The 22,687-nt window shown below is 37.8% G+C and carries 17 protein-coding genes; 6 read left to right on the top strand and 11 right to left on the bottom strand.

The window, feature by feature from the left end:
* Positions 1 to 50: 50 nt before the first annotated feature.
* Both ilvN and R0J88_RS04820 read right to left on the bottom strand, forming a co-directional pair.
* On the bottom strand, positions 51 to 548 hold the full coding sequence (gene ilvN, locus R0J88_RS04825; protein ID WP_006793425.1) for an acetolactate synthase small subunit: 498 nt from the start codon (positions 546 to 548) through the stop codon (positions 51 to 53).
* Positions 548 to 2,275 (bottom strand): acetolactate synthase 3 large subunit, encoded by a 1,728-nt coding sequence (locus R0J88_RS04820; protein ID WP_410899259.1) that lies wholly within the window; start codon positions 2,273 to 2,275, stop codon positions 548 to 550. The genes ilvN and R0J88_RS04820 overlap by 1 nt, the downstream gene beginning before the upstream one ends.
* Positions 2,276 to 2,759: 484 nt before the next feature.
* On the opposite strand from R0J88_RS04820, the gene R0J88_RS04815 reads away from it, so the two are divergent.
* Positions 2,760 to 5,774 (top strand): immune inhibitor A domain-containing protein, encoded by a 3,015-nt coding sequence (locus R0J88_RS04815; protein ID WP_410899258.1) that lies wholly within the window; start codon positions 2,760 to 2,762, stop codon positions 5,772 to 5,774.
* A gap of 52 nt (positions 5,775 to 5,826) precedes the next feature.
* Here R0J88_RS04815 and R0J88_RS04810 read toward each other — a convergent pair whose 3' ends face one another.
* From R0J88_RS04810 to R0J88_RS04785, 6 genes are all read right to left on the bottom strand, one after another.
* A complete protein-coding gene (locus R0J88_RS04810) occupies positions 5,827 to 6,834 on the bottom strand; it encodes an isocitrate dehydrogenase (protein WP_006793428.1) in 1,008 nt (335 codons plus the stop codon).
* Between the two features lie 186 nt (positions 6,835 to 7,020).
* Complete coding sequence (locus tag R0J88_RS04805; RefSeq protein WP_410899271.1) at positions 7,021 to 8,709, bottom strand: hypothetical protein; 1,689 nt, start codon at positions 8,707 to 8,709, stop codon at positions 7,021 to 7,023.
* Between the two features lie 7 nt (positions 8,710 to 8,716).
* A complete protein-coding gene (locus R0J88_RS04800) occupies positions 8,717 to 9,103 on the bottom strand; it encodes a DUF3192 domain-containing protein (protein WP_033019488.1) in 387 nt (128 codons plus the stop codon).
* 69 nt (positions 9,104 to 9,172) lie between these two features.
* Complete coding sequence (gene xni / locus R0J88_RS04795; protein WP_410899257.1) at positions 9,173 to 9,946, bottom strand: flap endonuclease Xni; 774 nt, start codon at positions 9,944 to 9,946, stop codon at positions 9,173 to 9,175.
* Positions 9,947 to 9,956: 10 nt separating this feature from the next.
* Positions 9,957 to 11,300 carry a nucleotide 5'-monophosphate nucleosidase PpnN gene (gene ppnN, locus R0J88_RS04790; RefSeq protein WP_058429242.1) on the bottom strand — a complete coding sequence of 448 codons (1,344 nt, stop codon included), beginning with the start codon at positions 11,298 to 11,300 and terminating at the stop codon, positions 9,957 to 9,959.
* 71 nt (positions 11,301 to 11,371) lie between these two features.
* On the bottom strand, positions 11,372 to 12,907 hold the full coding sequence (locus R0J88_RS04785; RefSeq protein ID WP_410899255.1) for a diguanylate cyclase: 1,536 nt from the start codon (positions 12,905 to 12,907) through the stop codon (positions 11,372 to 11,374).
* A 204-nt stretch (positions 12,908 to 13,111) separates the two neighbouring features.
* Between R0J88_RS04785 and R0J88_RS04780 the strand changes: the two genes are divergently transcribed.
* From R0J88_RS04780 to R0J88_RS04760, 5 genes are all read left to right on the top strand, one after another.
* A complete protein-coding gene (locus R0J88_RS04780) occupies positions 13,112 to 14,893 on the top strand; it encodes a M61 family metallopeptidase (protein ID WP_410899254.1) in 1,782 nt (593 codons plus the stop codon).
* Positions 14,894 to 15,048: 155 nt separating this feature from the next.
* The gene (locus tag R0J88_RS04775) at positions 15,049 to 17,136 is read left to right on the top strand and encodes an EAL domain-containing protein (protein WP_410899253.1); all 2,088 of its coding nucleotides are present in this window, start codon (positions 15,049 to 15,051) and stop codon (positions 17,134 to 17,136) included.
* Positions 17,137 to 17,566: 430 nt separating this feature from the next.
* On the top strand, positions 17,567 to 18,838 hold the full coding sequence (locus R0J88_RS04770; protein WP_410899252.1) for an O-acetylhomoserine aminocarboxypropyltransferase/cysteine synthase family protein: 1,272 nt from the start codon (positions 17,567 to 17,569) through the stop codon (positions 18,836 to 18,838).
* 258 nt (positions 18,839 to 19,096) lie between these two features.
* Positions 19,097 to 19,477: a BlaI/MecI/CopY family transcriptional regulator gene (locus tag R0J88_RS04765; RefSeq protein ID WP_039037384.1), complete on the top strand. Its 381-nt coding sequence runs from the start codon at positions 19,097 to 19,099 to the stop codon at positions 19,475 to 19,477.
* Between the two features lie 11 nt (positions 19,478 to 19,488).
* Positions 19,489 to 21,105: a M56 family metallopeptidase gene (locus tag R0J88_RS04760; protein WP_410899251.1), complete on the top strand. Its 1,617-nt coding sequence runs from the start codon at positions 19,489 to 19,491 to the stop codon at positions 21,103 to 21,105.
* 11 nt (positions 21,106 to 21,116) lie between these two features.
* Here the strand turns inward: R0J88_RS04760 and R0J88_RS04755 are convergent, their stop codons facing one another.
* The 3 genes from R0J88_RS04755 to R0J88_RS04745 all read right to left on the bottom strand — a co-directional run bounded on the left by R0J88_RS04755 (position 21,117) and on the right by R0J88_RS04745 (position 22,683).
* Positions 21,117 to 21,896, bottom strand: a complete 780-nt coding sequence (locus R0J88_RS04755; RefSeq protein WP_410899250.1) for a glycosyltransferase family 25 protein — start codon at positions 21,894 to 21,896, stop codon at positions 21,117 to 21,119.
* 63 nt (positions 21,897 to 21,959) lie between these two features.
* Positions 21,960 to 22,145: a DUF1289 domain-containing protein gene (locus R0J88_RS04750; protein ID WP_410899249.1), complete on the bottom strand. Its 186-nt coding sequence runs from the start codon at positions 22,143 to 22,145 to the stop codon at positions 21,960 to 21,962.
* Position 22,146: 1 nt separating this feature from the next.
* The gene (locus R0J88_RS04745) at positions 22,147 to 22,683 is read right to left on the bottom strand and encodes a hypothetical protein (RefSeq protein WP_410899248.1); all 537 of its coding nucleotides are present in this window, start codon (positions 22,681 to 22,683) and stop codon (positions 22,147 to 22,149) included.
* Between the last annotated feature and the right edge of the window lie 4 nt (positions 22,684 to 22,687).

The raw sequence follows: 22,687 nt of genomic DNA, 5'->3' as shown, positions 1-22,687 counted from the left end.
TTTTTTTTGTATTGAAAAAGCCGTAATGTAACGGCTCAGTATTTGAAAAGTTATGCTTTTAAGGCTTTATCGCCCCTACCAATTCCAACTGCACCTGAACGTACAACTTCTATGATATCTGTTTCATGGCGCAGCGTATCTAAAAATGATTCTATTTTGTCTGTGCTGCTCACAAGTTGTAAGCTGTAACTCTGACGGCCCATATCTAAAATATCACCTTTAAACACATCTACTACACGAGTAACTGCGGCACGCGTTGTTTCGTCTTGTGCAAATACTTTTACAAGGAGTAGTTCTCGTTCAATGTGGCTCATTTCTGTTAAATCAATAATTTTTAATACATCAACTAGCTTGTTCACTTGCTTGGTAATTTGTTCAACAATTCGGTCATCACCCATTGTTGTTATGGTAATACGCGATAAAGACTGATCGTCAGTAGTACCTACTGTTAGGCTGTCAATGTTGTATGCTCGTTGTGAAAATAGTCCAACAATACGAGATAGTGCACCGGGTTCGTTTTCTAATAATATTGATAAAATACGACGCATTATGCTTTAACTCCTTTACGTAACCACATTTCGTCAATGCTACCTAGTTTAATTTGCATTGGGTACACATGTTCTTTTTCGTCGACTAGTATGTCTAAAAATACAAGACGATCCGTTATGCTCATTGCTTTATCAATCGCGGGTTGAAGCTCGTCAAGTGTGTTTACCTGAATGCCTACGTGTCCATAGCTTTCAACTAATTTTATAAAGTCAGGTAGTGAGTCCATGTAAGATGATGAATGACGACCGCCATACACCATATCTTGCCATTGGCGTACCATTCCTAATGATCGGTTGTTAAGAGAGACGACTTTAACGGCTAAGTTGTACTGCAAGCACGTAGAAAGCTCTTGAATGTTCATTTGAATAGAACCATCGCCAGTTACGCACACCGACTCTTTATCAGGAAATGCGAGCTTAACGCCCATGGCAGCCGGTAAACCAAAGCCCATAGTGCCTAATCCGCCTGAATTTATCCATTGGCGAGGGTATTTAAATGGGTAATACTGTGCTGCAAACATTTGATGCTGCCCTACATCAGAGCTGATGTAGGCTTCGCCGTCAGTTGCTTTATAAAGCGCCTCAATAACAGCTTGAGGCTTGATTTTTTCTGAAGGGCTTTGTTTGTAACCCAAACATTTTTGTTCACGCCAGCTAATAATTTGTCGCCACCAATCTTCTTGTGCACTGCGATCTATTTGAATTGTACTTTTGTCTATTCCATCTTGAAGTTGTTTAAGTACAGTGTCTAAACAACCTACAACAGGTATATGCGCTTTAATGGTTTTAGAAATAGAGGTAGGGTCTACATCTACGTGAACAATAGTCGCATTAGGGCAAAACTTTTTAACGTTATTTGTAACCCGATCATCAAAGCGAGCGCCTAATGCCAATATAACGTCGGCATTTGCCATAGCTTTGTTGGCCTCTAGCGTGCCATGCATCCCGAGCATACCGATAAAATTAGGGTGAACCCCTGAAATACCACCTAGACCCATTAAAGTGTTGGTAATAGGTGCATTCAATGATTCTACTAAGTGCGTTAATTGCTCTGAGGTGTTTGAGATGATAATGCCCCCCCCAGAATATATAACTAGCTTTTTAGCTTCCAATATAGCGGCTACTGCTTTTCTAATTTGTTTTGAATGGCCTTTGGTATTTGGGCTGTAAGTTCGAAGTTCAGTCGTTGCAGGGAAGTCGTATTCAAATTTGACAGCAGGATTAAGCATATCTTTTGGCAGCTCAACAACAACAGGCCCAGGGCGACCAGTGCTGGCAATATAAAAAGCTTTTGCCAAGATTGCAGGTATTTCTTGCGCACTTCTGCAGTTAAAGCTGTGTTTTACAATTGGTCGAGAGCAACCCACTATGTCTGTTTCTTGGAAGGCGTCGTCACCAATTAGACTAGTAGGTACCTGCCCAGATAATACAACCATCGGAATTGAGTCCATGTATGCAGTTGCAATACCGGTTATACAATTTGTAGCACCAGGGCCTGAAGTAGCAAGAACAACACCGACCTCACCAGTAGCACGTGCATAACCGTCAGCCATGTGTGTTGCTGCTTGTTCATGCCTAACTAAGATGTGCTCAATATCATTTTGTTGAAAAAGTGCATCGTATAAATCTAATACTGAGCCACCTGGGTAGCCAAATATATATTTTACCTTTAATTCTTTTAATGCCTGAACGACTAGTTCAGAGCCATTATACTCTTGTTTGCTCATCCTCATTCCTCTGCGCTTTTTTTGTGCATAAAAAAACCCCCGCGTGGTGCGGGGGTTTTTAAAAAGCAGTATTACCTTTTAATACATCCCCGCTGGGCTTATTACTAAGACCAGTACGAGAACGACTAGAAGGTTAAATTGTGTTTTCATAGTTATTTACTCTACTCAGCAAAACACTGCTTTGGTGTGAAATTTTATATGGGTTTATTTTTAAGTGTTTTAAGTGTTTATGTCAACCTTGAATGTTGTTTTTTGCATTTTAAATTCGTTTTTTATTGTTTTTTAGTGGTTTGTTGCTTTTTGTGCGTTTAATTTGAAGTTTTTAGGGAGATAATATGCAGTGCGCTTGTTTTTGCTTTGTTTGCTGTTGTTTTAGTAGTAAGCAATTATAGATTGCTTACGTATACTTTAAGCTGGTTTATAACATGTTTAAATAGTTGTTATTAGGTATGATGTGCTTAACAAATTGTTTGAGGAATATACAGTGAACAAAATAGCGTTACTTACTCTTATTACTACGTTGTTTAGCTCTATAACTGTAGCTAAAACATCTACTCCGCACGATGTAGGTGTGACCAACAAAGAACGAATTTTGTATTGGCTTAATAAAAAAGAAGACTTAACTTCCGATGAGTTAGAAGCGTCTTACAATGAATACATCAATAACAAATCACCTGTGCAAGTAGCGTTAAAAAATGGGTTTAGTCAGCTACCTCGTTTATCGACATATAACTCAATACAAAAGGGGCTCTTACCTAGTGAACAATCTAGTTTTTCAGCGGGGTTAACACCAGATGATAGAGTTAATACAGTTAAAGTATTAACTATTTTAGTTGATTTTCCTGATTTAAAGCACGACGAAAACCAGTTAACTCCCCAAGACACTGATATGTTTTATACCGACTACTCCCCAGATCATTACCAGCAGATGCTGTTTAACACTAACGGCTATGAAGGCCCTGACGGACAGGTTCTTTTATCGGCGGCCGATTATTATAAAGCGGCTTCTGGCAACAGTCTTAATTTTGAAGGGCAAGTTTACGGGTGGGTAACTGCAAATAATAACGCTAAATTTTATGGTGAACGTTTAGGCTCTACCCGAGATAAAAATGCGCCGAGCCTTGTAAAAGAAGCTGTTGAAAAAGCGGTTGCACAATTTAATATTAATTTGGCTGATTATGACTTAACTGATCTTGATGACATAGACGGTGATGGTATTACCGACGAACCAAATGGGATAATCGATCATGTTATGATTTTTCATTCTAGTATTGGTGAGGAGTCGGGCGGGGGTTATTTATCAACAGATGCAATTTGGTCACATCGTTATTATGTTTTAGACGAAAATAGCCAACCAACTGAAGTTGTTGGGAGTGATATAAAGCTATTTGGTTACACAATAAACCCTATTGATGCCGCCATTGGTGTTGTTGTTCATGAGTTTGGGCACGATTTAGGTTTAAAGGATGAATACGATTTACAGTCTAATACGGTAGGTGAGCCTGTCGCTTCATGGTCGGTTATGTCGTCAGGTACGTGGGCGGGTTCACCACGCGGGTCTGAGCCAGTAATGTTTAGCCCATATGCGCTGGAGTATCTTCAAACACGCTACCAAGGTAACTGGGTAAACCAGCTTAGCCTTGATATGGATGAGGTTGTTACGAACCCAGTGCAAGTGATTAATAACGCATCAAGTACGTCTAAATCACAAAGCCAAGTAAAGGTCACATTGCCACCAAGGCTTGAAAAATTTAAAACGCCAGTCGAAGGCGTTTTTCAATATTATTCAAATACCGGCGATAATCTTAATACTCGCTTAGTGAACACCATTAATTTACCAAGCACGACAGAATCGCTTATGCTGAGCTTTGTTGCTTTTTATAGCATTGAGCAAGATTATGACTTAGTTCAAATAAAGGTTAATGGTGTGCCAATCGCGGGTAACTATACGCAACCTACTAACCCTTTCTATGGCAATATTGGTCCTTATATTACAGGTGATTCATTTTTAAATCCTGATGCACAACTTCCTAACGGATACTTAACGCATCAATTTGATTTATCTGCTTATGCAGGGCAAACAATAGAGTTACAAGTACAATACTTAACAGACGCTAATACGCATTATTATGGTTTTGTTATTGACGATATGCGCATTGAGCAAAATGGTTCATTAATTTGGCAAAATAACGCAGAAACTCAAAGTAATACGACCTTATCCGGGTTTGCAAAAGTAGGAAGTTATGTATTTGCTATGCCATCTTACTACTACCTGCAGTTACGTGACTATTCGGGTATAGATAGTGGATTACAAAAAGAAGGTTACTCGCCGGGATTATTACTGTGGTACAGCGATGAGTCGCACACTGATAACAATACAACTGAGCACCCCGGTAGTGGTTTTGCATTGGTTGTTGACGCAGATCAGCGTGCTATCAATAAAGGAGGCACGCAATCACCAGCAAATACCGCTATTCAAATAAGAGATGCCGCATTTAGCCTTTATGCTCAACGAGCAGGGCTAGGAGATGACGATTTATCTGCTATCAGCTCTTTTAGTGACGAGATGGACTATGGCTTTGCAGAACAAGCTGAATCGGGTGTTAAATTACCACAAGTTGGCTTTGGTTTTACGCTCACAAACCAAGAAAACGATAATCAAAGCATAGAAATATTATTAAATTACGAGCCATCAAATGGCATTAGTTACTCACTCTCAGATTTCACAGCAGATTTTACAGTTGATGGATTGACGCTTTCGCCATCTGATACGTTTACTTGGGATTTTGGTGACGGCAGAACAAGTTCTGAGTTATCCCCTTCGCACGTTTTTGAGAGTTACGGACGCTATGATGTAACATTTACGGCAAGCAACGGTGAAGAAGAGCAGGTAGCAACAACAACAGTCATTATTGCCGCACCCCTGAGTATCACTGAAATTGATTACGAAATAACACAAGGGCTACTAACGGCAAAAGCTGAAGTTGCAGGAGGGTTAGCACCATACAGTTATTTGTGGAATTTAGGCGATGGCAGTTCGCTAGCATCACAAGCCATTTCATATGACTATTTACACTCGGGTGATTATTTATTGTCGCTAACAGTGACTGACGACCAAGGAATGTCGGTATCTCAAAACGTAAATGTAAACGTCAATGTTCCACTCGCAGTTAATACCGGTTTTTCAACAAATAATTTAACGGTCCAATTTAACGCTGATGCGATAGGTGGGTTTAAAAATTATACTTATAGCTGGGATTTTGGTGACGGCAGTGAGCTTTCTCAAGTTCAAAACCCAAGTCATACGTATCAAAATGCGGGCAGTTATTCTGTTACTTTAACTATAACCGACACAATTACGGGAGAGGTTATTAGTGATGAATTATCCGTAACGGTAGCACAATCTCAAACTAATAGCGGTTCAAGCTCCAGTGGAGGGGCGCTTGGCGGGTTATTAATTTTTATGTTGTTAATTTCAATTAGATTTAAACGCGCTTAAATGGCATAAAAAAGCCAGCAAAAATGCTGGCTTTTTTGAACGTTTTGTTAAATTACAGGCGGTCGATCACTGACTGTGTGAAATCAGTTGTTCCGTGGCTGCCACCTAAATCACGTGTAGTACGGTCACCTGATTTAATTACATCAGCAACAGCGCTACGAATTCGCTCCGCTGTGTCACCCATGTTTAAGTGCTCTAGCATTTGAATAGACGCTAAAATTACTGAGGTAGGGTTTGCTAGGTTTTTACCCGCGATATCTGGTGCGCTACCGTGCACAGCTTCAAAAATTGCAGCATCTTCACCAATGTTTGCACCTGGTGCCATACCTAAACCGCCTACTAAGCCAGCACATAGGTCTGATAAAATATCACCAAATAAGTTAGTCGTTACAACAACGTCAAACTCTTCTGGTGTCATTACAAGTTTCATACACGTTGCATCAACAATCATCTCTGTTGATTCAATTTGTGGGTAACGCTCAGCTACTTCACGAGCAACTTTTAAAAATAAGCCAGAAGTAGATTTTAAAATGTTCGCTTTGTGAACCGCTGTTACTTTTTTACGGCCTTCTCGTACCGCAAGCTCATAAGCAAATGTTACGATTTTTTCAGCGCCTTCACGCGTTATTACAGACTTTGCTTCTGCTTCATTACCGTCTTCGCTCACTACTTGGCCAGCACCTGAGTACATACCTTGTGTATTTTCGCGAATAGTGATGATATCAATATCATCGTAACGTGCTTTAGTGCCTACAAATGATTTTACTGGACGTACGTTAGCGTATAAGCCAAATTGCTTGCGCAGTGTTACGTTAATAGACGTAAAACCTTCACCTACAGGGGTAGTTAACGGGCCTTTAAGTGTGATTTTGTTTTTAGCAATTGTATCAATTGTCTCTTGTGGAAGTAACTCACCTGTTTTTTCTAGAGCGGCTAGGCCAGCATCAACAAATTCATAATCAAAATCGCATCCTGCGGCTTTTAGTATTTCAAGTGCTGAGTCGATGATGCTAGGACCGATGCCGTCGCCTTTGATCACTGTGATGGTTTGTTTGGCCATTATCTTTTCCTTTAAAGAGTTTGATGTGCACATAAATAACTACTCTGAGAGAGTAGCTGCTTGTTAGGTCATTTATGTGAATGGTTGAAAATTTTAAGGGCGCATTTATACCAATTTACCGCTTATTTTGCCAGTTTATAGAATAAATAATGGGTATAATCTGTATTTATAATGGTAATAACCGAACTAAATATTGTTATATATTTGTAGATTTCCTAATTGGTCGTAAAAAGTGCGCTCTTCATTCCAGCCATTTAAGCTTAGTTGTTCACTGAGAGTTTGCTGTTGCCATGGGGTTAATTTTAGTTCTGGTTTGAAAACCTGTTGCGCAATTACTTTTAAAGCGACCCATAGCTTATGTTTATTTGTTAGCTGTTTTTTTGCTGTGTGCTCTGCCTGTAACAATGTGTTTGCCCAAGGGTTATCGCTCAGCAATTGTGAAAACAATGATTCGATGTGTTCATTTTTAATACTTTCTACACCAAAAAATGCACTAAATGGTGCACTTAGCGTTTTGTTAGGCACTTCATCAATAGCTACTTTTCGTGTCAAGCGACTACTGCATTGGGTTAACATAAAATGAGTATATGCATACAGAGGTAAAGTTATGTGCTCAAATTGATACTGCTTATTAGGTGCTACCAATAAAGCCATTATTTTTACTAAGCTGTCTAATCGATTTACTATAAATCTTTGTAGTGGATGGGGTGTTGAATTCACCAATTGCTCAAATACAACGCGCTGAATAATCGCAGGTGCATTATTGTATCCAACCATCGACAAGCTATGGCGGAGATCTTTAGCTGCTTGATGTTCTTTATTATAAGGTTTTACGGCTTCACATACTCGCGCAATAATCTCAGGGTGATGACCCATTATTTTATTCAAACCTTTAAAACTATATTCTTGGTTAACTTTAATTTGACTAATTAACTCAATTAGTTGCCTTGGTTTATCTAAACTGCTTGGCTCGTTAATAGTAATATGTTCACTGTTCCATACACTGTATATAAGCTTTTTATCTGCACACTTCCATTGTTTGGGATTGTCTTTTAGTGACGCTTTTATTCTATACCAAGCTAATTTCTGTTTATTTTCTGAGTTAACTAAAATGTGTCGGTTTTGTTTGTCCGTAGCTAAATAAACCATACTTTGATCTTGATATATAACTCGGCTACCAGCTAAAAAGGGTCCCACGTCGGCCACGTAAGACTTAACCAAATGTTGTGCAAACAGATTTGGCGTGCGCAAATATAAATCGGCCAAAGCTTGATAAAAACTTATGTGCTTTTTAGCAGGGGTATGAGTTATATTCATTGCTATTATATTAGCTAATGCAACAAGCGTAATTCCACCATCGTAAAGCATTGTTTTAGGCGTGTTTACAAGGGCTTGCTTATATTTATTTAGTTTAGCCAGTATATGTGTAATAGGGGCTGCGCTATTGCCGCAGCTCAACATTATTTTTGCTGCAAATTGGTGGCGAAGCTGCCAAATTTTTTTATCATTGGCACTAAATTTAGACTGTTCAGCTAGCTTATTTAACTGCGAACAAACACATATATGCTCCACAAGCGCAGCGCTAATATAAAGTTCGGTAAGTTTTTTATCGTAATTTTGGCTAGCGCATAAGCCGGCGGTAATTACACATTGGCTTATAACTAAATTAGTCGAATAGCTGTATTGAGGATTAAATAACGTTAATTTAGACAACAGTGCATTAGGGCAGTGTTCGTATAAGATTCTATATTGTTCAGCTAATTTACAAGCCATAGGGTATAAGGCTTGCCATTGCTCTTTGTTATTATAGCCGGTTAAAAAACGCTGCGTATTTTCGTGCAGCTGCTTTAAACGATTCGCAAGAGGCTCATCCATTATGCCTTCACCTAACTTCTTCCTGATATTTACTGTACGCACTAGGTCCCCATAAAATGAGCTGGCCATTTTTAAATAATAAACCTGTGCATTCATCCATTGTCGTTATCCCGTCTGACGTAATATGCTGAGTACGATAAAAAATAATCTGTAATACTTGTTCGTTATCCCGCTTAGCAAATGTCAGGTCTGGGCTACCAAGATAATCAAGTACGGTATTGAGTGTAGTTTGAGAATCTAGCGAAAGTTTTTCAATGTAGCGCTTGTTAAATGACTCTCGATCTTGCCAAATCATAGCTTGAGGATCATCTTTGTAAAAAGCAATCACCAAAGTTGCAATGAGCGCATATAGCCCCAACCCTAAAATTAAATACCGTATAAACTTTTTCAACACTATTTACCTTAAATACTACCACGGGTATTAGTATACGTTTTGCTATAAATACACGCTATTTACTTGCGACTAATTAAGCCTGAGCTGCTTTAAACTAAACCCTAAATTTATATCTGTTCTTAAACTAACCAATTGTTTGGAGATAACGTACATATCCATACTGGTTTCAAGTTTTTTGCGTAGTCCTGAATTAAGTAATTCATCACTCAATGCTTCATTTATAGAGGTGTAATTATTAACAAGCTGTTGAGCTGATTTTATACCAACGCCTTTAACGCCAGGTATATCATTCGTTTTATCGCCTGCAAGCGCCCAAAAGTCGACGAGTTTATTCTTATCTACCCCAAAGCGTTCATGTATTGCAGGTTCATCTAAATGCTGCCTTTTAAAGTAATCGTAAATATGTATTTCACTGTTTAAATACGGTAAAAATCCCTTGTCAGTGGATACGATAGTACTCGTGATTTTATTATCAGCAGCTTTGCAAGCAAGGGTGGCAATAATATCGTCAGCTTCATCATTTATTGGTTCAAAAAAAACAATGCCGATTTCCTCTATTGCTGATTTAAAATGATGCAAAGCATTTTTTAGCGTTTCAGGCATTGGGGTTCTGGAGTGTTTATAATGTTCATAAAAGTGATAACGCCAACTTTTATCCCCATCAAATACCGCAATTGCATGTGTTGCATCCGTTATGCGAAGCATTTTTTTGCATGCTTGAGCTACACGCTCGCTGCACGTAAGCACTAATTCCTCTTCGTTGCTATGTTTTTGATTTGCATCAACTGCGTAAATGCGCCTAATTAAATTAAGCGCATCAATTAATAATAAATGGGGTTTCAAACTATACGACTCATGCTTTTATTTTGTAACACGGAATATACTTACTACCAGGAAGTTTCATACGACCTTGATCAACAAAAGCCTGTAAAAGTACATCCATATCTTGCATTAAGGCAGGCTCGCCGCTGAGAGTGTAAGGTCCATGTTGTTTAATAGCGCTTACACCCTCATCTTTAACATTACCCGCAACAATACCAGAAAATGCACGTCGTAAATTTGCTGCAAGCTGCTGTTTTGGTTGATCCAAATGTAGGTCTAAGCTTGCCATATTTTCATGTGTGGGTGCAAAAGGCTGCTGAAAATCGTGATCAATTTTAAGCGTCCAATTAAAGTAATACGCATCGCCTTCACTTTTTCTATACTCGCGTACATTGGCCATTTTAGATTTTAGCTTTTGACCTACTAAACTCGGATCATCAATAATCACTTCAAATTTGTCTAATGCTTCTTTGCCGAGTGTCATTTCGATAAATTCACAGAGTTTTTCAAAGTAATCTTTACTTTGTTTTGGTCCTGTTAAAATAACGGGCAAACACTGCTTTTCGTTATCTGGATGCAATAAAATCCCTAGTAAGTACAATAGTTCTTCGGCAGTGCCCGCACCACCTGGAAAGATAATAATTGCATGAGCTGTGCGTATAAATGCTTCTAATCGTTTTTCTATATCTGGCAAAATAACGAGTTCGTTTACTATTGGGTTAGGGGGTTCAGCTGCAATAATGCTGGGTTCTGTTAACCCTAAATAACGATTGTTTTTAATACGTTGTTTAGCATGGCCAATGGTGGCACCTTTCATTGGACCTTTCATTGCCCCAGGTCCACAACCAGTACAAATATTCAATCCACGCAAGCCAAGTTCATAACCCACTTGTTTGGTGTACTTGTACTCAGTTTCGTTTATTGAATGTCCACCCCAACAAACCACCATATTAGGCTCGCTGTTTACACGAAGTGCATGCGCATTTCTGAGCATATCAAACACCATATGAGTTATGGCTTTTTGTTCTTGCAGGTCTTTTTCGTACTTTTGACAAATAAATAAAATATCGCGAATAACTGAAAATATATGTTCGTGTATACCGGTGATTATTTCACCATCTACAAAGGCTGTTTTTGGAGGGTTTTCAAGTTCAATTTTTATACCGCGCTCTCGGCTGAGTAAGCGTATATCAAAGTCTTTATATTTGTCGTATATTTGCGAACTTTCGTCTGTGTGGCTGCCTACATTGAGTACCGCCAACACGCAATTTCTAAATAATTTATAACGTTCGCTGGTAGAAGATTGTTCTAATAAATCAACCTCTAACTGAGATAGTAAATCTAATACACCAGTTGGGTTTAACTGTATTAACATGGGCGTACTCCTTGCTATTTATGTAAATTACTACTGAGTCATACATTTACAATATTTATAATCGAATGACATTATTTACTTATACAAAGGCGGTCTCTACCTGTATTTTTGGCCTCATAAAGAGCGTCGTCGGCTCTATCAAAAGCTTTAATCGGCGTATCCCCTTTTTTTAATTGTGTAGCGCCTACGGAGATAGTTATTTCAATTTGCTTGTCTTTAAATTTAAAAGGGATGTTTTTTATAACCTTTCTGAGTTTTTCAAGCGGTGCAACTGCATTATCAACAGTGGTTTCGCTCATTAATAGGACAAATTCTTCACCGCCATATCGCGCTATAAAATCAGATTTTCTTATCGATTTTTGTAATGCTTTTGCAATAACTTGCAACGTTATATCGCCAGCTGTGTGGCCAAATCTATCGTTTATTGACTTAAAGTGGTCAACATCGATGACAACCAGCGTAACATTTGATTGCTGAACATTAAATAAATGCATTTCGTGATTGTAACGTTCGTCAAAAGCGGCTCTATTAGGTAATTTTGTTAACCCGTCCAGCAGGCTTTTAAAACGTTGATCGTTTAAGCGTTTTTTGTATTTTGTAAGCTTTGTTTCAAGCGTGCCAATACGGCCATTAATCTCATTAAAACTAGATACAAGTATTTCTCTGTCTTCGCGTTCTAGTTTTTCTTTTGCCATAAAGTCTTGAGTTAACGACTTTAACTCATTATCAACAAGCTCTTTTAATGATGAAATAGAAGTCGCAGATTGTGTTTTTTCGTTTAAGCTTTCTATTTTACTTTTAATACTTTTATTTAGGTTTTCAAACTCAGTCCCCATTGAGGTTGAGTGCTTACTTGTAGCGACTATTGATTTGTGTAGTTCTTCAATTGTTTGGTTAAGCGACGATAAAAAGCTTTGCGCTGATTCTCGTTCTTTATTTATATTTTTAACAACAACAGTAATTATATTTATGGCCGTATCGAGCAAAGAACCTAAATTATCGCTTTCAGATATAATGCTCTTAATACGTTTAATTTCTACAGTTGCTTCATCTTCAAGAACTAAGTCGTTAGCGAGTTCAAGCAGCTTTTGCGCTAGTGCAGGCGTGGCCTCACAGCTAATATTGCTATCAGCACGTAGCTTTGTGTTTAATGCCTGATGATAAAAGCTTATTAATTTTTCTAGTAGCGGAATAAAGTCATGAGTGGAGTGGACGTTATTCATTTCGTGATCTAGTAAGTTTCTTAACGAGCGGCGTGTACCCTCTGGCAAGCCTTTGATTTTTTGTAGTTGTCTGCCAGCAGATAAAACACTTTCTTGCAGGTCACGTTGTTGTGATAGTTGTATGGCTTCTTGTTTTTTTAACAGCTCTATTGTTTCGTCGATTAAAGGGGATAAATCGTCAAAACCAACGCCTTTATTTAATGCGCTTCTAAAGTTAGCAAGTCTGTTATCTAGCTCCGTGTCTAGACCTTTACAGGCTAAAGATAGTTTAGATGAGAAAATAGAGAGGGTGTCTACTTGATGTTTTCGCGCGTCTTCAAGTGCCATGCGCGCACCAATTGCTTGTTTAAGTTTTTTCTCTGTAGCAGTAGATTTTTCTGACACCTAGGCAAGCCACCATGATTTGTAATTTTATTATTCTAAGTCTACAACAAATTTATATTAAGTGTAGTTATCTCGGTAAAAACTCTATAATTTTATTAACCTAGTGCGTACAAACTCGTATACATGAGTGTTTATCGCTTTTAATTCACATTTAAATGTACGCTTGTTAACCTTGAGCACAATTAAGGTCTTAATTAGGTTTCTATGAAAAAGTTATTAGTTTTATCAATTTGTGCTGCGTTATCTGCATCTGCATTTGCAGATGTTAACTACTCATTGAGTATTGACGAGCCTCAACATCATCTTGGTGATGTGCGCGTTCAATTCCCTAAATCAGCACAAGCCCATCTTGATATTAAATTACCTTCTTGGCGCACCGGTCGTTATGAAATACTAAATCTTGCCAATGGCGTTCGTTACTTTAACCCAACAGATAAAGAGGGTAACCCCTTAAAGTGGGAAAAAATCGATCACAGCACATGGCGTGTTCACATTGATACACCCACAGAAATAAGTGTAGGGTACCAGGTTTATGCAAACGAGCTTGGTAAACGTGCTCGCCATATTGATGATAGCCACGCTTTTATAGACGCTTCTGGCTTTTTTATGTTTAGCGAATCATTTCGACAAGAGCCTGTAACGGTTAATTTAGATGTTCCAAAGCAGTGGCGTTCAGTATCTGGAATGGATAATTTAGATTCTACTCATTCGTTCAAGGCAGCTAATTACGATGTGCTTGTGGACTCGCCTATCGAAACAGGTATTAACCAACTTCACTCATTTAACGTTGATGGACGTGAGTACGAATTAGTTATTTGGGGAGAGGGTAACTACGACGTTGAATTAATGTTGCGTGATCTTAAAAAGCTGGTAACAACCGGTAATGTAATTTGGGATAGTTACCCATATGAGCGCTACGTTTTTATGGTGCATGCTACTTCTGGCGCTGGTGGTGCAACCGAGCATTTAAATTCGACCATAATTCAAAGGCCGCGTGATCGATTTGGCTCTCGTGAAGATTATTTAGGTTTCATAAGCACAGCAGCTCATGAGTTTATTCATACTTGGAATGTAAAAGCATATCGTCCAAATGGATTGGTACCTTACGATTACACCAATATGAATTACTCAAAATTACTTTGGATTGCAGAAGGCTCAACAAGCTACTTTGAGGATCATTTATTAGTGCGTTCAGGCATTGAAACGACAGATGAGTTTTTTAAAGGCCTAACAAAAACCATAAATAGACACTTACAAACACCAGGCAGAGAAGTTCAAAGTGCCAGTGAAACGAGTTTTGATAAATGGATTAACCAAGGTGGGGATCACGGACGCAACTACAGTACCAACATATATTCAGAAGGCTCATTGTTATCAATGGTACTTGATATTGACTTACTAGAAAAAACAGCGGGTAAAGTAAGTTACCGTGATGTGCATAAAGCACTATATAACAATCATAAGCTACCAGCGGGCTTTGATGAAAAAGATGTACTAAGCATTTTACAAAACCTGACAGGTCTCGATTATTCAAATTGGTGGGAAGAGCATGTTGACTCACCTGCAAATATTAATTTTGACGAGTTGCTTAATAAAGTAGGTTTGACTTTAGAGCGGCCGAAAGGTGCTAAGGCTATTGCCAGCATAGATGCAGTGGCTAAAAATACCGGCCAGCTTTTAACATTAACGCATGTTCAACGCGGTGGTAGCGCGTGGAAAGCAGGCTTAACAACTAACGATAAAATTGTAGCTATTAATAAGCTCCATGTTAATAAAGATTTAAAGTCTAGCCTTGAGACGTTTAAACCTGGTGATAAAGTGGTTATTGACTTTATTCGTCGTGATGCATTACAAAGCCTCACATTAGTATTAACGGAAAAGTTTGATAAACCTAAAAAGTTAACTGCTAATTTACAAGCAAGTGAGAAACAAAAAGCCCTTTTCAAAGCTTGGATGGGTGTTGAGCATCCTAATGATACTAAATAGGATTTAAAAATAGTAATAAAGGAGCTAAGGCTCCTTTTTTATTGCTCCAACAATTAATAATAAACCTAAGCTTATTTTTTAAATATATGTGTATGGAAATTCAACAATTAACTTCTATTATAAAATAAGGAAATTTTAAAGGAGATAGTCACAGCATGACTGCCAACTCAATTGTGAATCAATTATCTAAACAGTTTGTAACTAACGATTCATTGCACCAATTATTTGAAAGTGTTAATTCAATCTCAGTGCAAGGTTATGATGATCAAAGACGAGTTGTGTATTGGAACAAAGGAAGTGAACTCCTTTATGGCTATAAACAAGAGGAAGCACTTGGAAAGAAGCTAGAAGAACTAATAGTACCAGCCCCTATGAGAGACATGGTAATTGAGGCTCATACAAAGTGGATCAATGAAGGCGTAGCAATCCCTGCTGCAGAAATATTACTTAAACATAAAAATGGAACTGACATATACGTTTATTCAAGCCACGCAATGTTTGAAAATGAATTTAAAAACAAGCAAATGTATTGTATGGACATTAATTTGTCGGATGTAAAAAAAGCCCAAGCCATTGCCACATTTAAAGAACAAATGCTAAAAACCATTTTTGAAGCAATCCCAGACTTGCTTTTTTTAATGGACTACAACGGAATAATTATCGATTACCATGCTAATAATCAAGATGCCCTCTATGTCTCCCCTGACCAATTTGTTGGTAATAATATGCTTGATATTTTACCGAAGAGTGTTGCTAAAAAGTTTGAAGTTTACATAGAAAAAGCAATTGAACAAGATGAAATTGTAACGTTTAAATATGAGCTGTCCGTTCCTCAAGGGCAGGTGTATTTTGAAGCAAGAATTAACAAAGTTTTAAAATACGACCAAATAATGATAATTATTCGAGATATAACCGAACAACACCAATCAGAGCAACTCATTCGTAAGCAAGCTTATTTCGATAGTCTTACACAATTACCAAACCGTTTACTCGCTCTTGACCGTTTATCACAGCTAACAGTTGAGGCGACTCGTAATGATGAAAAAGCAGCAGTATTTTTCTTAGATTTAGATGATTTTAAAAAAATTAACGATTCACTAGGTCATGAAGCAGGCGATAAAGTTTTAATTGAAACAGCCAATCGTTTACAAAGGGCATTAAGAAAAGCTGACACAATTGGTCGCTTAGGTGGCGACGAATTCATTATTTTGTCAAAAGGAATTTCCACTCAACAAAATGCTGTGGGTATTGCCGAAAAACTCCTGCAAAATTTTCGAGAACCTTTCACAATTGAGGGGCGAGAGTTAATGTTAACAATTAGCATTGGGGTAGCAATGTTTCCAGATAACGGCAAATCTGTGTCTGACTTATTAAGAAACGCCGACACGGCAATGTATCAAGCCAAAGCTCTGGGTCGAAATACATACTCGTTTTTTACTAATCAAATGAATACTGTAATCCAACGACGCTTAACAATAGAAGAGCAAATGCGAGGTGCTTTGCAGCGCAATGAATTCATTCTTTATTACCAACCGCAATTTGATGTTAAAAAGAACGAAATTATAGGGGCAGAAGCATTACTCAGGTGGCTAAACCCTGTACTAGGAAGTGTGGCACCAGATGAGTTTATCCCTATTGCAGAAAAAACAGGCGTGATCATATCTATTGGTGAGTTTGTTATTGAAGAGTCACTTAGTTTACTCAATCGATGGAATAACGTAGAACAGCTCAACAGAAATTTTTCAATTGCAGTAAATTTATCTCCTAGCCAATTTAAAGACCTGAGCCTGTTCAACTTTATCAAAACATCGTTATCAAATGCGAACATTGAACCTCAAAGTCTTGAACTTGAAATTACAGAAGGTGTTTTAATGAGTGGAGAGTCCAGCATTACTGACACATTAAACGATATAACAAATTTAGGTGTTATATTGTCAATGGATGATTTTGGCACAGGTTATTCCTCGTTAAGTTATTTAAGGAAGTACCCGTTTAATGTACTAAAAATAGACCGTGGTTTTATAAATGGGATTACAAAAAATAATGAGGATTACAGTTTAGTAGAAGCAACAATTGCCATGTCACATGGTTTAGGGTTAAAAGTTGTCGCTGAAGGCGTAGAAACAAAAGAACAACTCACAATATTAAAAGAACTTGGTTGCGATCTAGCTCAAGGATATTATTTTAGTAAACCAATACCTGAGCAGGACCTCATTGATTTTTCGATACGTTTTTATAGTTAACTTGCAGTAAACCTTGTAACGGGTGCGATGTAACTACCGTGTTTAAATAACATTTTTTAAATGGTTTTCTAATTCAAACATAAATCGATTTAAGACTTCGTTTAATTTATTACTTCCATATACAGCAGCATGAAGGCGTATTTGTTGGGTTTTTACTGTGCCATGGCTCTTAAATCGGTCGAGTTATATTAGCACTTCACATTCAGCGTCTGCTATGTATTGAGGTGATAATTTAATAGACAATAAGAATTAACAAGTTTAGTTCATCCTCTAGTATTAGCTGTCAGGCACTCTAAAATAAAATTAACTAGTTTAATCATAGATTGTGTATTTATTGATTATATTATTTCTTTATTTTGTTTTTATATTTTTACGTGCATTTAATTACCCTTAAATGGTATGTTTTAATAATTTACCAAAGGAATTAATTATGAAATTAGAGTCATTAGCACTGCACCATGGTTACGAGTCTGAAGAAACCACGAAATCAGCAGCAGTACCTATTTATAATACCTCATCTTACACGTTTGATAACACGCAACACGGTGCTGATTTATTCGACTTAAAAGTACCTGGAAATATTTACACTCGCATAATGAACCCAACCAATGCTGTGCTTGAACAGCGTATTGCTGCTATGGAAGGGGGCATTGGCGCGCTAGCGGTAGCCTCGGGCATGGCAGCTATTACCTATGCGATTCAATGCTTATGTGAAGTAGGCACTAATATTGTCAGCACCAGCCAAGTATATGGCGGTACGTATAATTTATTTGCCCATACATTACCCCGCCAAGGTATTGAAGCGCGTATGATTAAGGCTGATGACTTTAGCGCATTCGAGGATGCCATTGATGACAACACCCGCGCAGTATTTTGTGAGTCCATTGGTAACCCTGCAGGTAATATTGTCGATATTGAGCGTTTAGCTAAGATTGCTCATAGCAAAGGTGTCCCACTTATCGTTGATAATACTGTGGCTACCCCGTATTTATGCCGGCCATTTGAGCTAGGCGCCGATATAGTGGTTCACTCACTGACAAAGTACATAAACGGGCACGGTACAGCTATTGGCGGTATGATTGTTGATTCAGGTCAATTTGATTGGAAAGCCAATGCCACACGCTTTGCAATGATGAATGAGCCCGATCCGTCGTATCACAATGTGGTCTATACCGATGCCTTTGCAGAAGCAGCCTTTATTGGTCGTTGTAGAGTAGTGCCACTTAGAAATACTGGTGCAGCGCTTGCCCCTAAAAACGCATCTGACATTTTAATCGGCCTTGAAACCTTAGGCTTACGAATGGATCGCCACTGCGAAAACGCACAGCAACTGGCTGAATACTTAGAAAATCACCCTAAAGTTCTTTGGGTTAACTACGCTGGTTTAACATCAAGCCCATATAATGCAATGAGCCAAAAAATCACCAGTGGTAAAGCCTCAGGCATTTTAAGTTTTGGTATCGCAGGCGGCCTTGAAGCAGGCACGCGCTTTATTGATGCGCTTAATATGATCCTGCGTTTAGTTAATATTGGCGATGCTAAATCGCTGGCTTGTCACCCAGCGTCAACTACACACCGCCAATTAAATGATGAAGAGCTTGCAAACGCAGGTGTGAGCCGCGATTTAATTCGCCTATCGGTTGGTATTGAAAACATTGCGGACATAATTGCGGATGTAAGCCAAGCGCTCGATAAAGCATAGTTACCTCACTACCTTTCATAAAAAACTTTAAAGCATAAAAAGCGTTAGTTGAAAATACACTCTCGTTTTTTATGTTTTTCTAAAATCGATTAATAAGTATACCTCATTGTTTTATATGCCTTTATTATAAAACCTTCCTAAGACTTTTATATTTCTACCGTCTGTTTTTTATTCATATGTCAATTTTGTATTGACACTAAGATTACTTACTACTACATTTGTAACAGTACCACTACAAGTGTAGTAATAGGAGCAACAATGAAACTTAGTGATTTTGAAATGGATATTATGCAGCTTCTCTGGCAGGAAGAACCCTGTACCGCCAGTCAACTACATAAAGTACTTTTATCAGATAAGCAAAAAGATAAAAAAGTAGCTTATACAACGGTTAAAACCATTGTTGATAGGCTAGAGCAAAAAGGCGCTATAGAGCGCTGTGGGCTTGAAGGGCGAGCTATTGTTTTTAGAACAATCGTTACTCAAGACACGTTATCGGAGCAAGCTATGCCTAGTTTTATGCAACGATTTTTTAAAGGCAATTCCCGTAGTTTAATTGCTCACTTTATTAAAGAAGAAAAGCTAAACGACGAAGATATTGAATACTTACAAACGCTTTTAAAAAATAAGAAGTTAGATTAAAGGAGAGGGTAATGACGGATTATTTATTTACCAGCACACTTATTAGCTTATGTATTTTACTTACAGTAAAGGGGTTAAAAAATGCCCCTGCACGATTAAACTTTTACCTTTTGATGATTGCCTTGGCATGTTGGTTTGTCCCTTGGCAATACTTATCTCAGTTATCATTTTTTGAAGGAGCAGAACGCTACACATTTAATGTGGCGCAAATTGTTCCCGATATAAAAGTGTTAATTCCAGATACCATACAAACAACGACTCCGAACACGCTACTAAGTAAGCAGAGTTTATGGGACTTTGTTCCATCACTTAATAATATTTTTATTATTCTGCTTATTAGTGGTTGTGGATTGTTTTTATTACGCATGGGCTTATACGTAAAGCTTATAAAAACTTTATACATTAACTCAAAGCCAAGTCCTGAACTTAAACACATCAAAAATCAGTATCCAATTAGACTAACAACCCATACAGAGCCAGCTTTTGCTACCGGATTAATAAAGCCTGTTATTTGGTTAGAGTCGTCGATGATGAATCGTGAAGAATTAAATTCAGTTATTCAACATGAGGTAACTCACTTACAACAAGGTGATATTTATTGGACGTGGCTTATTTGTTTTACAGAAAGCGTTTTTTGGTGGAACCCTATCTGCTTAAAGTTAACTAGTTTAGCGCGGGAGCAACTTGAACTTAGCTGTGACGAGTTGTGTATGGAAAAGCTAAAAGATAAATACCAATTAGATTTAGCCAGTTTATTACTAAAGAAGCAAAACGTTACAAGCAAAAACAACTTTTTTACCCCCCCACTTTTGAATATTGCTCATTCTAAGAGCTTTAATATTCAGAGGATCAAAATGTTAAACAAGGAAAAAACAATGAAAAGTAAATATTTGGTTATGGTTGCGGCGGCAATGTCTTTTAGTGCTTTAGCTGCAGCGCAAATTGTAGATGGTAATACGGGTAGTAAACAGCAAAGTAGTAGAACTTCTCAGGTACCTGTAAAAAGTGAAGCTTATAATCAACAACTTGCACAACTTCTTAAAAGTGCAGCAGGGGCAAAAAGTGATAACCCCGAACTGTTAAACCAAGCTGCGCAAGGCATTCAACAGTGGCACTTAAATAGAGATAAACTTACTGGTTTTGAAGAAGCTGAAATCAAATTACAAAGCTTTAGGCTGCTAAATCACATTTACGCTAAACTTGAGCAATATGAAGATATACTGAGTGCTTACGAAAAATGGTATGAGCCTGGTAGTAACCCGCCTTACTTTTTAAAAAATTCACTAGCAACCGCGTATATACAGCTAGGGCGTTATGAGCTTGCAGTTGTAGAGCTTGAAGATTTATCAAAACAGCTTGGAGGGAAACTACATGTTGGATCTGCTGATAACTTAGCACTGGCATATATTTACCTTGCTGATTACGATAAGGCATTAAAAACTCTAGAGCAGGTTGATGCAAAAGATGATGTATACGGAAATATCCTTAAATACTATGTTTATGATAAACAAAATAACCGCAAAAAGATGAACGAAATCAAAAGTAAAATTCCAGACGTATTTGCAGTTACCCCCGCGTTATTACCGCAAACTGGCATACCCGGTTCTCAACTTTTAAGGATGTTATAAGCGTTGAGTAATTAAACTTGGAGCCTTTGTGGCTCCTGTTTCATTCTGTTTAAATTTTTTACAAAGGCGCTTGTATAAACCTTATTAAAAATACAGCTTTTAATCTGCTGTATTTTACGGCGCAAAAATGCTTTTTTAATTCGTGTTTTAGTTGTGCAGCTGGCAATGTCACTTTTTATGTTGGCGTCTTGCATAATTGGGTATGGCATAAGTGAAAAACCATTAACCTGTGTTTCCCATATATGTTGCAAGTCGCAATCTACAGGGCGCCCAAATTGGGCTGTGGCTTTAAGTAGTTGTTTTGCACCTTCATAACTTATTGCTGTAGCGCAGCAGCCGGTCATTAGTTTTTTATGTATTACTAACTGCTGGTGGTTATTAAGGCTGTGCTGATAGGCGATAGGGCGTGTGCGGTTTTCATAGGCTGCAAGTTTAATAAGTTGCCAAGGCTGGTTTAGCTGCTCAATATTTTTAATCGCATCATGAATAGACTCATTAATATAAAAATCATCTTCAAGCACAATTGCGTATTTTAATTTCTCATCAACTATTTTTTGCCAAGCTTTACGATGACTTAAATAGCAGCCAATTTGGCCATTGCTAAGTGCGTAGTGGTACTTTTGTTTGTTTAGTTGTGGGCTGTAATGAAGGTATTTTTGTTTATCAGTTAAGTTATTGCCATCAATAGCGTCTATACGCTTAAACGTTAAGTTAACTGCAGATAGCCGCTCTGTGGTTTGTATTAAACGCTTGGTTGAGCGTGCCAAATTAATTACAAATATTGCTGCCATACCTAATGCCTCTTACAATTTTTACTTATAGTAAGAGGGCTGTATTACATGGCAGTTGCAAATTTATGGCTTTTTTAAGTCCGCTCTTGGCTGCGCTAAAATTGCATCTTTTTCATCCTGAGAGAGAATGATCCAATCGAATATTTCTTCATTAGTTCGCCCGCACCCAGTGCAATAACCGCTGCGACGTTCACATATGCCTAAACAGTCACTTTTTAATTTAGATGTATTTTTATTGTTTTTTCGCATTTTAAAATCCTAACGGTGGAGCAATTTCAAAGCGAGTAGAAAACCCATTACCTTCTTGAATTGTAGAAAGTGTAATAACCGGATTTTTAGTATCAAGTACAAAGGTGCTGTAAATTGAACTTGCTGTTTCTTTTTGGCTTTCAAACCAACCTGTTTTTGATAGACACTGGCGTAATTGCATAGCAAGTATCTGATGCGACTTTACTGCATGCGTTTGTGTTTTTATGGGCGTTTGGCATTGGTAACTTACCTGCTTAGACTCATTTAAAGTAACAGTACAGGCTGATCCAATTAAATGAGTGTTAGTGCGCCATTGGTTAGTAAACTGGTTATTCACTTTATCTGTTTTTATTGAATTAAAACCAGACTCATAACTGCTTATAAGATTATTTATGGTGCTACATTCACTGGGTGTTACTGTGGTTTTTACAGACTGATTCGTTGTAATAGTGGTTGCTGTAGTTGTAGTCTGATTAGTTTTGCTTGTACAGCCTGCTAAAATAAACACAACAATAAGAAGAATAATATAGTTTTTCATAGTT

The organism is Pseudoalteromonas sp. SIMBA_162 (assembly GCF_046535955.1).
GTDB classification, from domain to species: Bacteria; Pseudomonadota; Gammaproteobacteria; order Enterobacterales; family Alteromonadaceae; genus Pseudoalteromonas; species Pseudoalteromonas marina.
Note: the sequence above shows the minus strand (reverse complement) of the source record. Positions and strands in the feature narration are given on the sequence as shown.